Consider the following 15,469-nt stretch of genomic DNA (forward strand, 5'->3'; position numbering starts at 1 on the left):
ATGGCGGCACTGGCCGCGACAAAGCCGCCTTCCTATACTCGACGGCATCGAACACAGGAGAACACCATGTCCACCCGCCGCCCCTTCCTCGCCATTGCGATGGCCTGTCTCTGCCTGGCCCCGGCCCGCGCCGCCGATGCGGACGCCATGCGGTCCCTTGTCGACCGCGCCGTGCGCCCGCTGATGGCGCAGCACGACGTGCCGGGCATGGCGGTCGCCGTCACCGTCGACGGCAAGGCGATGTTCTTCAGCTACGGCGTCGCATCGAAGGAGGGCGCAAAGCCGGTCAACGAGCACACGCTGTTCGAACTCGGCTCGATCAGCAAGACGTTTACCGCCACGCTGGCGGTCCACGCCGCGCAGCTCGGCAAGCTCTCGCTCGGCGACCATCCGGGCGAACATATCGCGCAGCTGAAGGGCAGCCCGGTCGACCGCGCCACCCTGCTCGAACTGGGCACCTACACGGCCGGCGGCCTGCCCCTGCAGTTCCCGGACGAGGTCAGGGAGGATGCGCAGATGCCCGCGTACTTCCGCGCCTGGCAGCCGGACGCCGCGCCCGGCGCCCAGCGCCGCTACTCGAATCCGAGCATCGGCCTGCTCGGACGGATCGCCGCGCTCGCGCTGGAAACGACTTTCGGCGACGCGCTTGAAGGCCGGCTTTTTCCCGCCCTCGGCCTGGCCCACAGCCATGTGCGCGTACCCGCCGCGGCGATGCCGGATTACGCCTGGGGCCACAATCGCACCAACCAGCCCGTGCGCGTCAATCCCGGCGTCTTCGCCGAGGAAAGCTATGGCGTGAAGTCGAGCGCCGCCGACATGATCCGCTTCGTCCAGGCCAACCTCGAGCCCGCAAGTCTGGCACCCGCGATGCGGCGCGCGGTGGAAGGAACCCAGGTCGGCTATTTCCAGGCCGGCCCCATGGTGCAGGGGCTGGGATGGGAGCAGTACCGCCCGCCCTACGCGCTCGCGGATCTGTTGGCGGGCAATTCGGACAAGATCATCCGCGAAGCCAATCCCGTGACCCGGCTTGCACCTGGACCGGCGCCACGCGGGACGCTGTTCAACAAGACCGGCTCGACGGGCGGCTTCGGCGCCTATGTCCTGTTCGTACCCGAGCGCCGGGTCGGCGTCGTCATGCTGGCGAATAAAAACGTACCGATACCGGCGCGGGTGACGGCGGCCTACGCCATCCTCGAGGGCCTGGCCCCGGCGGCACGCCCATGAGCACCACGCCGACAGAATACGCCACGCCCGCGCGCAATGCCGGCATCGACTGCCTGCGCGGCCTGGCCATCCTGCTGGTGATCGTCCACCACCTCGCCCTGCCCTTCCGCCTGCCGCTCGGCCCCAGCCTGCTGGGCGAATGGTGGCCGAAACGCCTGGTCAATGCACTCAGTTTCAATGGCTACGAGGCGGTGTTCGTCTTCTTCGTCGTCTCCGGCTTCCTGATCGCCACCCGCATCATCGAGCGCGACGGCAGCCTGCAGCGGGTCGAGCTGCGCGGCTTCTATGCGCGCAGGACCAGGCGCATCCTGCCGCTGCTGCTGCTGGTGCTGGCGGCGTTGACCCTGCTGGCCGGCCTCGGCGTTCCGGGCTTCGCACCCGAGGGCGAACAAAGCATCGTCGGCCTGCTCGGATCGGCGCTGAGCTTCACCTTCAACTGGTACGAAGGACGCACCGGCTGGGCCCCGGCGGGCTGGGATGTGCTGTGGTCGCTGTCGATCGAGGAAGCGTTCTATCTCGGCTTCCCCCTGCTGTGCCTGTGGCTGCCGCCGCGCCTGCTGGTCGGGCTGCTGGCCGTGTGGGCGCTCGCCCTGACGCCGCTGCGCGACCTGGTGCCCGCCAGCGACGAGGTGTGGCGCGAAAAATCCTATCTCCCGGGGATGTCGGCGATTGCCTGGGGCCTACTGGCGGCCCTGCTGGCGCGCCGCTGGACACCAACGCGGCGCGAAGCGCGCCTGACGGCCGTGGGCGGAGGGCTGCTCCTGCTGCTGGTGTTCGGCTGGGGCGAGCTCGTGCATCGCCACCTGTTCAAATCCGGGCTGTACTGCCTGTGCATCGGCAGCTGCCTGCTGCTGCTCGCCTTCCATGCGCATCCGCCCCGGCCCTGGCGCGTCCTGCGTCCGCTGGCGCGCATGGGTGCGCTGAGCTATGAGCTCTACCTGTCGCACATGTTCGTCGTTCTGGGAACGGTGGCGGCCTACCGCGCGCTGCTGGGCGAGAACCAGGCCTGGACCTTCATCGTTTACCTGCCGGTGCTGCTGCTGTGCCTGGTCCTGGCTCGCCTGCTGGAGCGGCTGCCGGCGCGTTTCGGCATCGGATCGCCGGGAAGACCGGCCTGGTCTTAAGTACGCAGCGTGCAGACCGGCCGCGCGGCCGCGTTGATCTGCTGGACGACAGGCTTGCCGCCCGGCCGGCGCACCAGGCAGAAGCGGGCTTCGTAGTGCAGCGGCGCCGCGGCATTGCGGCCGGGGCGTGCTTCGATCTGCACGGTGTAGACCTTGCCGTTTTCCAGCGCCCTGGCCGGCGCCTGCGGCAGCGCCGGCACGCGTCCGGCATAGGGGATGCACATGCCGTGCGTGACCGGGAAGGTCCGCTCGCGCGGCATGGCCATGCGCCACAACACGGCCTTGCCCGCCCCGCCCTCCGTCACCGTCACCGCCTGGAAGTCCGGCGCCCCGCCACGCCGCTCCTCGCGCTGCGAAATCGTAAAACAGGGCACGTCGTTGGCACCCGCCCGCACCTGCGCCTCGCCGACGCGGCGCGCGGCCTGGGCCGGAAAGGCGAGCAGGACGGCAAGGCAAAAGAGCAGCTTCATATCGGGCGCGGAAGACGGGTTTCGGGAAAACGCGGGATCGGAAAATGGGAAATTGGTGAGGAATAAGCCTACGATGTTGCCGCATGGCAGCATTGACGATGCTCAATAGCGAGGGGGTAGGAGTGGCGCGGCGCAGACGACTTTGCTTCATGCGGTCTGCATTGCGCAAACGCGCGCACCGGCGCCCGGTTCAGGCGCGCCGCCAGCGCGGCAGACGCGCCAGTTGCCGGGCCGGTCCACGGTGCAGGTGTTCCCGGCTGCCGGGGTCGCGCAGGAAGCCCGCCAGTACCTGTTCGTACAGCGCCAGGTCGTGCTGGTAGCGGCGCTGGCGCATCGCTTCCGGGCGGCCCAGGAATTTCAACACAAAATAATCGGCCAGCAGGTCGCCCTGCGCTTCCATGTTGTAGTCCGCCAGCGTCGCGCCTTCGGACAAATCGTAGTGGTAAGGGAGGCCGATACGCAGGGCGCCGCGCAGGCGTACCGGATAGCCGAGCTGGTGCTGCCAGACGTGGACCATCTCGTGCATGAACCAGTGCTGGCCGGTGAGGTTCGCCTGGGCGTAGTCGTCGAGGAAGCAGGACTGGTGGAAGTACATGCTGCCGTTGGGCGTCATCGCGCAGTTCTTCGGCTGCAGATAAGGCAGGTAGCGCCGGCTGTAGATGCGCACGCGCGCGTAGTCGACGGCGTCGCGGAACAGCAGCGAGGCCATGGTGGTTTCATCTGCGGTAAGGTGGCGCCAACGCTGCGAACGCAGGCGCCGCAAAGGTACGGCATCCATCGACTACTTTGCGAAAGTGAGAGGCACAGCGATCATAATTCAAATTGCTCAAATGCCGTTTTGAAGGGCTCTCACGAGCACACCAACTGACATCCGCCCTTCCCAAAGAGCGTCGCGAACGTCTACTAGCCACGACTAATCCGAGGCGGATGTTCCTGCTTACTCCGTGGCTCCGTCGCACATCTGTCGCTCTTCATCCCACCTGCCGCTACGGTCCAAGCAACTGTCTATTCGCACTTCGTTCCGCAACCACAGGGCAACGACGAGCAGTAACGCAAGCACGAACGCCCCAAATAGAACTTTTTTAGTGTTCATTCGTATTGGTCGGTAGAGATCAGGAGAGTTCAAAGGTTCTTTCCTAGCCGCATCAGGCCGTTTAGGGTACGACTGCTTACAACCTGAAGCACCCAACAAAAAGCAGTGACCTTATGAAAGCCATAGCAACCTGTCTTCAATGACCAGCCATTTGCCACCACGCTTTTCCAGATGATATACGTGGCCCGATGAACCTTCCGAGGAACGATAGTATCCGCCTGTAATGGCAACACTCGTATCAGATTTCCAAGAAACTCCCTCTACCCTCAGCACTAATCCAGGGTTATTGGAACCCTTTACAACAACACCGTTCCCTCTGTTGTAATCACAGTCGGACCCTTTTCGTACTTTATGACGCCCATCGTTAAGACGTTGAATCAATTCCTGCGGTGGGTCTGATCTGGGTGAAACGGCAGTGTCGGCAACTTCAACAATTTCGACACAGAAGATATCGACACCATCTGCAAGCCCAGGCTCACTATTCGTTAGCTGATAACGAATAACCGCTTCCCTGGCAGCGAGCGCGTCCTCGGGCGTACCAGCTTTTCCAGCAATAAGCAGAAGCGCCAACGGAAGCGCAAGTACAAGTGCAAGTGCAAGTACAAAGTAGCTGCGCAGTGTTGAAGTCGAAAACATACGCCCCTGTCTGGAGAAGTGAGCCGGCGTCCGCTCCTGGCCGATAGCGAATGGTTGCAATGCCTCAGTTTAGAGCGATGTTGCATGTAGAACAAGCAAGAAGTTTTTAGACGCAGCACGAGTTCATTTCGGTCGCTTGCACCTGGCTTAGTGGTGTGCAAACTGTCACAACAGTATTATCTCGTGCATGAACCAGTGCTGGCCGGCGAGGTTCGCCTGGGAGTCGTCGTCAAGGAAGCAGGAGTGGTGGAAGTACATGCTGCCGTTGGGCGTCATCGCGCAGTTCTTCGGCTGCAGGTAAGGCAGGTAGCGCCGCTTGTGGATGCGGACGCGCGAATAATCGATGGCGTCGCGGAACAGCAGCGAGGCCATGGCGGTTTCGCCTGCGGTGAGGGGGCGCCAGCGCTGTGAAGGCGGCGACGAATAGCTGGGGCATTCATTGCTTGTATGCGTAATGAGGGGGCTGAGCAATTCTCAATACGATTGCTCGATCGGTTCGATCTGCTGGCTTAGCGCCGGGCTTGAGTATGCTACTCCTGCCGGTCCAATCGCAACAGCACCGCCGCCATCATCTTCGCAATATCCTTCCTGACTGTGCCCGTTCCCACGATCCCCGGCACGTCGAACTTCGGCACGATGGTCGCGCTGTATTCCAGCCTGGTACCCGTGGCGCCGGCCACGGGACTCAGCACCCAGCTGGCGCGGTAGACCTTCATGTCGCCGTCGATCAGGCTGATGTCGATGCGGTCCGGCGCCCGTTCGTGCACTTGCACCAGGATGCGGATGGGCTGGCTGAAAAACAGGAAACGGGCGGTGCCCAGTTGTTCGACGATGACCCGGTCGCCATCGCGGGACACGACGCGCGCGCTTTTCAGGTTGGGCAGGTAATCGGCCAGATGCTGGTAGTCGGTGAGGATGCGCCAGACGACGCCTGGTGCGGCCGCCACCGTGCCGTTTGAAGTGATCCGGTAGACCTTGTCCCCTTCGCCGCCATCGACGCGCTCCACGTTCAGCTCGAACCTGGGCGCGCCAGGCTGCGCCGCCGGAGCAGCGCCCCAGGCCAGCAAGGACCAGCCGAGCAACACCATGTGTGAGATGCGAGGTGGCATGCGCCGAGCGTAACATGCGGATGGGCCCGCGTCGCAAGCGTGTACCAATTTTCATCGGCCGCCGGCTCTTCCGGTAGCCAGCGAAGGGCCGTCAGCGCCGCGCCACGATGTGGTAGCGCACCTCCAGCTCGTCCTGTACCGACAGCAGTCCGCGCCCGACCGAAAACGGCGTGATGCCGAAATCCGTTTGCTTCAGGCGCGCCGTTCCGCTCGCACTCACCTGCGCCGCGTCGATCCGGACGGTGGCCGGCAGCGCCAGCGAGCGCGTGACGCCGTGCAGTGTGACGGCGACGTTCAGCCGGCCGTCGGCCTGCCGCTGCGCATGCAGGGTGACGACCGGATAGCGCTGCGCCTCAAGCACCGGACCGAGCATGTTGGTGCGCGTGCCCTCGACCGCCTCCGGCGAGGGTTGCCTGGTGATGCCCGCGTCGCGCAGCAGTTGCGGCTCGTCGACGCTCATCTGGTCGAGACGAAAAGACAGGTCGGCGCTGCCCGCGCCTGGTGCGACGTGGCCCGCCAGCGTGCGGCTGGCCACCACGTGGTCGTGCCCGAGCCGCGCCATCAGGCCCGCGCGGCGCACCGTGACGGCCACCAGCGAGGCCTGCGGATCGACTGTGTAGACTCCAGCGTCGGTAGCCGCCCTTCCGCGGTACGCGCCCGGATCGACTCCGGGAACGGGCGCCGGCGGCGCCAGCTGCCGCCCGCAGGCGGTCAGCAGCAACAGCAATGGAAGGAGGCGCGTCATGGTGACCAGCGCCCCCCGCTGGTCAGGCGCGCAGCGCGGCCGCTGCACGGGCCAGTTCGGTGATGCGGTTCCAGTCGCCTGCGGCCAGGGCGTCCTTCGGCGTCAGCCAGGAGCCGCCGACGCAGGCCACGTTTTTACATGCCAGGAACGCGGGTGCGGTATCGATCGAGATGCCGCCGGTCGGGCAGAAGGTCACGTCCGGCAGCGGGCCGCCGATCGCGTTGAGCATGCCGACGCCGCCCGCCGGCACCGCCGGGAACAGTTTCAGCTGCCTGAAACCGGCTTCGCGCGCGGCCATCACTTCCGACGGCGTCATCACGCCCGGCAGCAGCGGCAGCCCGCTCTTTTTCGCCGCTTCGATGAGCGCCGGGGTCAGGCCCGGCGAGACGCCGAACAGGGCGCCGGCGTCGCGCGCGGCGGCGAATTCCTCGCCTTGCGTCAGGGTGCCGACGCCGACGATGGCGCCTTCGACCCGGGCCATGTCCCGGATCGCCTGCAGGCCGTGCGCAGTGCGCAAGGTCACTTCCAGCACGCGGATGCCGCCGGCAACCAGGGCTTTCGCGAGCGGCACGGCGTGATCGGGGTCGTCGATGGCGATCACGGGAATCACGCTCGCCGAGCGCATGATCTCAAGTACGGTCATAGTCGTAGTCATCTTATTTCTGGGTCCTGAACAGGAAGTCTTCGTCGGAGCCGGGCATGATCTCGCCGCTGTCGGCGCCCTCATGCAACGGCGTGGTGGTGTGCTTCGGCGACGGCAGCGGGAAGGTGGCCGCGCCCTCTTCCGCCGCGCTGCTCGAGTTGCGGAACATGGCGAACAGCTCGCGGCCCATGCCGATGTGGGACGACGAGATGTCGGCCGTGACCTGCTTGCGCGCGGCCCACACCTCGGCCGGGACCAGGGCTTCGAGCGTGCCGGCATGCGCGTCGACGCGGATCACGTCGCCGTCGCGCACCAGGCCGAGCGGGCCGCCGGACAGGATCTCGGGCGACACGTGGATCGCCGCCGGTACCTTGCCCGACGCGCCCGACATGCGGCCGTCGGTGATCATCGCCACCCGGTGGCCGGCGTCCTGCAGGTTCGACAGCGCCGGGGTCAGCGCATGCAGTTCCGGCATGCCGTTGGCGCGCGGACCCTGGAAGCGGATCACGGCCACGAAATCGCGGTTCAGGTGACCGGCTTTGTACGCATGCATGAAGTCTTCCTGCGAGTTGAAGGTCAGCGCAGGCGCTTCGACCACCTGGTGCTCCTTCTTGACCGCCGAGATCTTCATCACCGCGCGGCCCAGGTTACCCTTGACCAGCACCATGCCGCCGTTGTCGCTGAACGGGTTCGACGCCGGGCGCAGCACCGAGTCGTCGCCGCTCTGCTGCGGCACGTCGCGCCAGACGACCTTGCCGTCCTCGCCCAGGAAGGGCTCCTTGCAGTGGTTGCGCAGGCCGTGGCCGAGGATGGTGTTGACGTCCTCGTGGGCCAGGCCCGCGTCCAGCAGCTCGCGGATCACGAAGCCCGGGCCGCCGGCGGCCTGGAAGTGGTTCACGTCGGCTTCGCCGTTCGGGTAGATGCGCGTGAGCGACGGCACCACCTTCGACAGTTCGTCGAAGTCGTTCCAGTCGATGACGATGCCCGCGGCGCGCGCAATGGCGACCAGGTGCAGCGTGTGGTTGGTCGAGCCGCCGGTCGCGTGCAGCGCGACGATGGCGTTGACGATGCTCTTCTCGTCGACGATCTGCCCGATCGGCATGTAGTTGCCGCCCTGCTGGGAGATCGCGACCGCCTGGTGCGAGGCGGCGGCCGTCAGCGCATCGCGCAGCGGGGTGCCCGGCGTGATGAAGGCGGCGCCCGGCAGGTGCAGGCCCATCATCTCCATCAGCATCTGGTTGCTGTTGGCGGTGCCGTAGAAGGTGCAGGTGCCGGCGCCGTGGTAGGACGCCGATTCGCACTCGAGCAGTTCCTCGCGGGTGGCCTTGCCTTGCGCGTAGAGCTGGCGCACGCGCGCCTTTTCCTTGTTCGACAGGCCGGAGGTCATCGGGCCGCCCGGCACGAACACGCCCGGGATATGGCCGAAGTGCAGCGCGCCGATCAGGAAGCCCGGCACGATCTTGTCGCAGATGCCCAGGTAGAGGGCAGCGTCGAACATGTTGTGCGACAGCGCGACGGCGGTCGACATGGCGATCGTGTCGCGCGAGAACAGGGACAGTTCCATGCCCGGCTGGCCTTGCGTGACGCCGTCGCACATGGCCGGCACGCCGCCCGCGAACTGGGCCACGGCGCCAATGTCGCGCACGGCTTCCTTGATCACTTTCGGGAAGTATTCGAAGGGCTGGTGGGCCGACAGCATGTCGTTATAGGACGAGACGATCGCCACCGAGGGCTTCTTCTGCTCGCGCAGTTTCAGTTTGTCGTTCTCGGGGAAGGCGGCGAAGCCGTGGGCCAGGTTGGTGCACGAGAGCGCACCGCGCTGCACACCATGGATGCGCGCCGCCTCGAGGTGCGCGAGGTAAGCGGCGCGCGAAGCGCGGCTGCGCTGGATGATTCGGTTCGTTACCTGTTCAACTACAGGGTGGAGCGCCATTATCGTTCCTTCGAAAATTGTTTTCTGAAATTTTACTACAGAATTCTGTTGGGGGTGTGGTGGGGTCGGTTTTGCGGCTGCGCGGCGGTTTCAAACGCGTGGAGTCGGGACTCCACCCTACGTGAACCGGTACCTGTGCAGGGTCGCGCCCGTAGGGTGGAGTCCCGACTCCACGCGCTGCAACGTTTGCATATCGATCAGCGTCTGCGAAACCCGGCTCAAGCATTTCGTAGTGAATTTACGGACGATTCCTGTATTATTCGATAATCTGTCCAAAACAACATCGTACGCCCAACATGACCGCCCTGCCCCTCACCAGCACCGCCTCTTTCCAGGCCCTCGAAACCCATGCCGTCGAAGCCGAAGACTGGCAGATGCGCAGCCTGTTCGCGGCCGATCCGCAGCGCTTCGAGCGCATGTCGATCGAGGCCGCCGGCCTGTTCCTAGACTATTCAAAAAACCGTCTGGACGGGCGCACGCTTGAACTGCTGGCAAGCCTGGCGCGCGAGCGCGGCGTGGAAAGCCGGCGCGATGCGATGTTCGCCGGCGAGAAGATCAACAACACCGAAAACCGCGCGGTCCTGCATACCGCCCTGCGCGCTCCGCGCGACCTGCAGTTGAGCGTCGACGGCCAGGACGTGGCCGCCGACGTGCACGCCGTCCTCGCCCGCGTCAAAACCTTCACCGACGCCGTGCGCAGCGGCCAATGGCTGGGCTACACCGGCAAGCCGATCACCGACATCGTCAACATCGGCATCGGCGGTTCCGACCTCGGCCCGAAGATGGTGTGTCTCGCGCTGCGCCAGTACAGCCACCCACGTTTGAAAATGCACTTCGTCTCCAATGTCGACGGCCACGACATGGACGCGGCGCTCGAGCAGGTCAATCCCGAGACTACCCTGTTCATCATCGCCTCGAAAACCTTCACCACGGCCGAGACCATGATGAACGCGCAGACCGCGCGCATGTGGTTCCTGCACGATGCGCCGGAGGATGGGCTGGCCAAGCACTTCGTGGCCGTCTCGACCAACGTCGAGGCGATCAAGACCTTCGGCATCGACCCGGCCAACATGTTCCCCTTCTGGGACTGGGTCGGCGGCCGCTACTCGGTCTGGTCCGCGATCGGCCTGCCGGTGGCGCTGGCCGTCGGCTTCGGCTACTTCAGCGACTTCCTGGCCGGCGCCCATGAGATGGACCAGCACTTCCGCAGCGCCCCGGTCGAGCAGAACATGCCGATGCTGCTGGCCCTGGTCGGCTTCTGGAACCGCCAGTTCCTCGGCTGTAGCTCGGTCACGATCGCGCCCTACCACCAGGACCTGAACCGCTTCCCGGCCTACCTGCAGCAGCTCGACATGGAGAGCAACGGCAAGCGCGTCACGCGCGACGGCGAGCCGGTCGACACCCCGACCTGCCCGGCGATCTGGGGCGAGCCGGGCACGAATGGCCAGCACGCCTATTTCCAGCTGCTGCACCAGGGCACCGACGTGACGCCGATCGACTTCATCGCCGCGCTGCGCCCGGCCCACGAGCTGCACAACCACCACACCGCCCTGCTGGCGAACTGCTTCGCCCAGTCTGAAGCCTTCATGAAGGGCAAGACGATCGACGAGGTGCGCACCGACCTGCAGCAGCAGGGACTGTCCCTGAGCGAGATCGAACGCCTGGCGCCCCATAAGACCTTCCCCGGCAACCGCCCGAGCAACACGATCCTGATGGAATACCTGACCCCGGCCACGCTGGGGGCCCTGATCGCGCTGTACGAGCACAAGACCTTCGTGCAGGGCGTGCTGTGGGACCTGAACAGCTTCGACCAGTGGGGCGTCGAACTGGGCAAGGTGCTGGCCAAGAAGATCGAGGCGGAACTCGCCGGCGATGCGCAACCGCAGGCGCACGACAGCTCCACCAACGGCCTGATCGCCCGCGCGAAGGCCGCCGTATGATCAGCAACAGCGGTGACGCCATGAAGAACCTGAAGATCGACGTCGTCCACGACGCACCGATGCTGGTCGGCGAATGCCCGCTCTGGCACGACGTGGAATCGGCCCTGTACTGGGTCGACATCAACGGCCTGACCGTCAACCGCGTGCACCCGGCCAGCGGCAAGTTCTCGAGCTGGAAGATGGGCTCCGAGCCCTCGGCGATCGCGGTCGACGGCGACAACAACCTGGTGGTCGCCACCCGCAACGGCTTCGTGCGCCTGAACACGACCAGCGGCGACATCGCCGACATCTGCCCCGCTCCCTACGACACGGCAATCACCCGCTTCAACGACGGCCGCGTCGACCCTGCTGGACGCTTCTGGGTCGGCACCATGTACGAGCCGCGCGACAAGCCCGCCGCCGAGATGTACGTGCTCGAGCGCGACCGCCTGCGCCTGGGCTGGTCGGGCGGCATGACCAACTCGAACGGGCTGGCCTGGTCGCCGGACGGCGGAACGATGTACCACGCCGACACCACCAGCCACCGCATCGACCGCTACGACTTCGATGCCGCGGCCGGCCAGGTGGCCAACGGGCGTACCGTCGCCAGCTTCTCGCTCGACAAGACTGCAGCCGACTACGGCGGCCGCCCGGACGGCGCGGCGGTCGACAGCGAGGGCAATTACTGGGTCGCGATGTTCGAGGGCGGACGCCTGCTCAAGCTCTCCCCGGAGGGCGAACTGCTGCGCGAGATTCCCCTGCCGGTGCGCTGCCCGACCGCCGTCGCCTTCGGCGGCAGCGACCTGCGCACCCTGTACGTCACCAGCGCCAGCCATGGCCGGTCCGAGGCCGAGTTGGCGCAGTATCCGCTGACGGGCAAGGTGCTGTGCATGCGGGTGGATGTGGCGGGGCAGGTGCAGGCCGAGTACCGGCGCTAAGCGATAACGCATCTGTAGGGTGGGCGCCCCGTGCCCACGCGGTACGCACGGGTCCGATAGTTGTTCGCAGTACCGACTCGCTCTGCAGCGCATGCATCATCGTGATCGTTGGCGGGCGCGACGCTTGCGAGCGATGCATCCCGATCCGCAGCCGCGTGACGCACACGTAGCGCGTGGGCACAGGGCGCCCACCCTACGGGTCTTACTGCTCATGCCATTCACCGCAGAGCCCCTCCGTTTTACCCTGACAACCCGGACGCCCCCTCCACCCCGCTTGTGGCACCATCACACCCGTCCGCGGCACATTTGCGTAGTAGAATTTCTTGCTAAGAGCATATTCGTGTAGTAAATTTACACGAACAGCTCACCTTTCTATTTCGACCAGAACACACTATGGCTCTTTCCGATTTCGACCTCGTTCTCTTTGGCGGCAGCGGCGACCTTGCGATGCGCAAGCTGCTGCCTGCGATGTATGCGCGCGACGTCTGCAGCGACCTGCCGCCGACCGCCCGCATCATCTGCGTCGGCCGCGACCAGAGCACGCAGGAAGACTTCCTGTCCTTCGTCGACAGCCACTCCAAGCAGCACATCAAGGACCAGGACAGCGTCGACGAAGGCAAGTGGCAGCGTTTCCTCGAGCGCGTCACCTACGTCGCGCTGGACGCCACCAACGTCGACACCTACGCCCCGCTGGTCGAGGTCCTGCGCAAGGAAGAGGCGATCACGCGCGTCTACTACCTCGCTACGCCGCCGCACCTGTTCGCCCGGATCTGCGACAACCTGGCGGCCACGGGTCTCGCCACCCCGCATTCGCGCGTCGTGCTCGAAAAGCCGCTGGGGCGCGACCTCGAATCCGCCAAGCAGATCAACGCCGACGTCGGCAAGGTCTTCGCCGAATCGCAGATCTACCGGATCGACCACTACCTCGGCAAGGAAACCGTGCAAAACCTGCTGGCGCTGCGCTTCGGTAACGTGCTGTTCGAGCCCCTGTGGCGCCGCGAATGGATCTCCGACGTGCAGATCACCATCGCCGAGAAGATCGGCGTCGGCAACCGCCTCGGCTACTACGACACCTCGGGCGCACTGCGCGACATGCTGCAGAACCACCTGCTGCAGCTGCTGTGCATCGTGGCGATGGAGCCGCCTACCTCGATCTCGCCAGACGCGGTGCGCGACGCCAAGCTGCAGGTGCTGCGCTCGCTGAAGCGTTTTACCCCGACCACGCTGTCGCAGAACATCGTGCGCGGCCAGTACCGCGCCGGCTTCGTCGACGGCAAGGCCGTGCCGAGCTACCGCGACGAGCCGGACGCCCCGAAGCAGTCGAAGACCGAGACCTTCGTCGCCATGAAGGCCGAGATCGACACCTGGCGCTGGGCCGGCGTGCCCTTCTACCTGCGCACCGGCAAGCGCATGGCCGACCGCCTGGCCGAGATCGTGGTGCGTTTCAAGCAGATCCCGCACTCGATTTTTAATCAACCGACGTCGAGCTTCCAGCCGAACAGCCTGGTGATCCGCCTTCAGCCGGACGAAGGCCTGTCGCTGAACCTGATGGCCAAGACGCCAGGCGATTCCATGCGCCTGAAGCAGGCCGAGCTCGAACTCGACTTCCGCGAGCAGTTCAAGGCGCCGCGCATGGAAGCCTACGAACGGCTGCTGCTGGATGTACTGCGCGGCCAGCTGACCCTGTTCATGCGCGGCGACGAGCTGGAAGCGGCCTGGGAATGGGTCGAGCCGATCCTGGATCACTGGGAGCAGGACGACACGGCGCCGGTGCCCTACGCATCCGGCACCTGGGGCCCGGCGGCATCGTCGGCGCTGATCGGGCGCGACGGCCTGCAGTGGCGCGAAGAAGCTTTGCCTGAGGACTGACCGGGATGCTGCTCGATTCGATCCGGACCCAGCTCGATTCGCTCTCCAAATCCGAGCGCAAGGTCGCGCTGGCGGTACTGGAGGCGCCTGCCACCACGGTCAGCCAGAACATCACGGCGCTCGCCAAGAGCGCGCAGGTGTCCGAGCCGACGGTGGTGCGATTCTGCCGCACCCTCGGCTACGACGGCTGGCACGAATTCAAGCTGAAGCTCGCCCAAGGCCTGGCGCTCGCCCTGCCCGCCGCCAACGAGCAGCCGGCCCAGGACGACCTGGCCGCGGACCTGGTGAACAAGATCTGCAGCCGCTCGATCAATACCCTGCTCGACCTGCGGAACAACCTCAATGCCGAGTCGGTGCAGAAGGCGCTCGACATCCTCTCGCGCGCCAACAAGATCGAGTTCTACGGCCAGGGCACCTCGGGCATCGTGGCCGCCGACGCGCAGCACAAGTTCTTCCGCTCAGGCGTGCCGACGGTGGCCTATGCCGACCCGGCGATCCACTCGATCGCGGCCTCGCTGCTGCGCGAAGGCGACGCCGTGGTCGCCATTTCCCAGCGCGGCAACAACTCGGCCCTGGTGCGCTCGGCGAAACTGGCCCGGCGCGGCGGCGCCGACGTCATCGTGCTGGCGCCCTCGGGCACGCCGCTGGCCGACATGGCCAGCGTGCTGATCCCGATCGACCTCGTCTTCAACATCGACCCCTACACGCCGATTTCGGCGCGCCTGGCCTACCTGGTCGTGATCGACGTGCTGGCCGTCGGCCTCGCCCTGCAGCGCGGGCCGGAGTTCCGCAAGAAGATGCAGAACGCGCAGAAGGCGCTGGAGGAGTTTGATATGCAGTTCGATTCGTTTATTGGTTGATGCGAGCAACGCGTGGAGTCGGGAGGCTCGGCGCCCCCCTCACACCCTACGCATCGCGCCAGATGTAGGGTGGGGTCCTGACCCCACGCGTTTCAAAGCCGGCAGAAATCAGCGCCCGCCGGACACCTCGATGAAGCTGCCAGTGGTATACGACGCCTCATCCGAGAGCAGCCACAACACCGCCCGTGCCACCTCTTCCGGCTCGCCCCCGCGCCCCATCGGCGTCGTCGACTGCAGCCGCTCCACCCGCCCCGGCTCGCCCCCATCCGCATGCATGGTCGTATGGATCAACCCCGGCCGCACGCCGTTGACGCGAATACCCTCCCCTCCAACCTCCTTCGACAGCCCGATCGTCAGCGCGTCGAGCGCCGCTTTCGAAGCTGCATAGTCGACATACTCTCCCGCCGACCCCAGCACGGCCGCGCGCGAAGACACGTTGACGATCGCGCCGCCCTGCCCGCCGTGCCGCGTCGACATGCGCCGCACCGCTTCGCGCGCGCACAGGAAGCTCCCGAGGACGTTGGTCGCCAGGATGCGCCCGATGCGCGCCGCGTCCATCTGGTCCACGCGCAGTTGCGGCGCCAGCACGGCGGCATTGTTGACGAGGGCATCAAACCGGCCGAAGCGTTCGTCCACCTGCGCAAACATGCGCTCCACCTCCGCCTCCTGGGCCACGTCGGCCTGGATGGCGAAGGCCGTACCGCCGGCGTCCTCGATGGCGCGCACGACCCTAAGCGCCGCCGCGCCGTCGCTGCGGTAGTTGACGCAGACCTGGTAGCCCCGTTCGGCCGCCAGCCTGGCGCAGGCGGCGCCGATGCCGCGCCCGCCGCCGGTGATGAGCACCGTTTTCATGCCGCCTCCCTCGCAATGTGTTGTGAAAGCATAGCATCGGCGTCCCCGGCCCTG

General features: G+C 65.9%; 15 protein-coding genes. 6 read left to right on the top strand and 9 right to left on the bottom strand.

All coding sequences use genetic code 11. The features are described from left to right. Positions 1-66 precede the first annotated feature (66 nt). Together ampC and ACWCIA_RS02870 are read left to right on the top strand one after the other, a co-directional pair. Positions 67-1,224: a class C beta-lactamase gene (ampC, locus tag ACWCIA_RS02865; protein ID WP_454160792.1), complete on the top strand. Its 1,158-nt coding sequence runs from the start codon at positions 67-69 to the stop codon at positions 1,222-1,224. Further along, positions 1,221-2,348, top strand: coding sequence for an acyltransferase family protein (locus tag ACWCIA_RS02870; RefSeq protein WP_454160794.1), 1,128 nt, complete (start codon positions 1,221-1,223; stop codon positions 2,346-2,348). The genes ampC and ACWCIA_RS02870 overlap by 4 nt, the downstream gene beginning before the upstream one ends. Here ACWCIA_RS02870 and ACWCIA_RS02875 read toward each other — a convergent pair. The 8 genes from ACWCIA_RS02875 to edd all read right to left on the bottom strand — a co-directional run bounded on the left by ACWCIA_RS02875 (position 2,345) and on the right by edd (position 8,977). Beyond that, the gene (locus ACWCIA_RS02875; protein ID WP_454160796.1) at positions 2,345-2,818 is read right to left on the bottom strand and encodes a hypothetical protein; all 474 of its coding nucleotides are present in this window, start codon (positions 2,816-2,818) and stop codon (positions 2,345-2,347) included. The two genes, ACWCIA_RS02870 and ACWCIA_RS02875, sit on opposite strands and share 4 nt — an antisense overlap. Before the next feature lie 190 nt (positions 2,819-3,008). Further along, on the bottom strand, positions 3,009-3,527 hold the full coding sequence (locus tag ACWCIA_RS02880; RefSeq protein ID WP_454160797.1) for a Rhs element Vgr protein: 519 nt from the start codon (positions 3,525-3,527) through the stop codon (positions 3,009-3,011). 495 nt (positions 3,528-4,022) lie between these two features. Then, complete coding sequence (locus ACWCIA_RS02885; RefSeq protein WP_454160799.1) at positions 4,023-4,547, bottom strand: hypothetical protein; 525 nt, start codon at positions 4,545-4,547, stop codon at positions 4,023-4,025. Positions 4,548-4,712: 165 nt separating this feature from the next. Then, complete coding sequence (locus ACWCIA_RS02890; RefSeq protein WP_454160800.1) at positions 4,713-4,919, bottom strand: hypothetical protein; 207 nt, start codon at positions 4,917-4,919, stop codon at positions 4,713-4,715. A gap of 158 nt (positions 4,920-5,077) precedes the next feature. After that, complete coding sequence (locus ACWCIA_RS02895) at positions 5,078-5,656, bottom strand: SRPBCC family protein (protein ID WP_454160802.1); 579 nt, start codon at positions 5,654-5,656, stop codon at positions 5,078-5,080. Positions 5,657-5,747: 91 nt separating this feature from the next. Next, entirely contained in the window at positions 5,748-6,401 is a 654-nt protein-coding gene (locus ACWCIA_RS02900) for a YceI family protein (protein ID WP_454160804.1), read from the bottom strand. Between the two features lie 22 nt (positions 6,402-6,423). Further along, positions 6,424-7,044 carry a bifunctional 4-hydroxy-2-oxoglutarate aldolase/2-dehydro-3-deoxy-phosphogluconate aldolase gene (eda, locus tag ACWCIA_RS02905; RefSeq protein WP_454161247.1) on the bottom strand — a complete coding sequence of 207 codons (621 nt, stop codon included), beginning with the start codon at positions 7,042-7,044 and terminating at the stop codon, positions 6,424-6,426. A 13-nt stretch (positions 7,045-7,057) separates the two neighbouring features. Continuing rightward, positions 7,058-8,977: a phosphogluconate dehydratase gene (edd, locus tag ACWCIA_RS02910; protein WP_454160806.1), complete on the bottom strand. Its 1,920-nt coding sequence runs from the start codon at positions 8,975-8,977 to the stop codon at positions 7,058-7,060. A gap of 296 nt (positions 8,978-9,273) precedes the next feature. On the opposite strand from edd, the gene pgi reads away from it, so the two are divergent. The 4 genes from pgi (at position 9,274) to ACWCIA_RS02930 (ending at position 14,563) form a co-directional block, all read left to right on the top strand. After that, the gene (gene pgi, locus ACWCIA_RS02915) at positions 9,274-10,917 is read left to right on the top strand and encodes a glucose-6-phosphate isomerase (RefSeq protein ID WP_454160808.1); all 1,644 of its coding nucleotides are present in this window, start codon (positions 9,274-9,276) and stop codon (positions 10,915-10,917) included. After that, positions 10,914-11,834, top strand: a complete 921-nt coding sequence (locus ACWCIA_RS02920) for an SMP-30/gluconolactonase/LRE family protein (protein ID WP_454160810.1) — start codon at positions 10,914-10,916, stop codon at positions 11,832-11,834. Before pgi ends, ACWCIA_RS02920 begins: the two co-directional genes overlap by 4 nt. Before the next feature lie 393 nt (positions 11,835-12,227). Further along, positions 12,228-13,703 (top strand): glucose-6-phosphate dehydrogenase, encoded by a 1,476-nt coding sequence (gene zwf, locus ACWCIA_RS02925; protein ID WP_454160811.1) that lies wholly within the window; start codon positions 12,228-12,230, stop codon positions 13,701-13,703. Positions 13,704-13,708: 5 nt separating this feature from the next. Continuing rightward, on the top strand, positions 13,709-14,563 hold the full coding sequence (locus tag ACWCIA_RS02930; RefSeq protein WP_454160813.1) for an SIS domain-containing protein: 855 nt from the start codon (positions 13,709-13,711) through the stop codon (positions 14,561-14,563). Positions 14,564-14,671: 108 nt separating this feature from the next. Here the strand turns inward: ACWCIA_RS02930 and ACWCIA_RS02935 are convergent, their stop codons facing one another. Beyond that, positions 14,672-15,415 (bottom strand): SDR family oxidoreductase, encoded by a 744-nt coding sequence (locus ACWCIA_RS02935; protein WP_454160815.1) that lies wholly within the window; start codon positions 15,413-15,415, stop codon positions 14,672-14,674. Positions 15,416-15,469: the final 54 nt, after the last annotated feature.

This window comes from Massilia sp. SYSU DXS3249, from assembly GCF_053668055.1.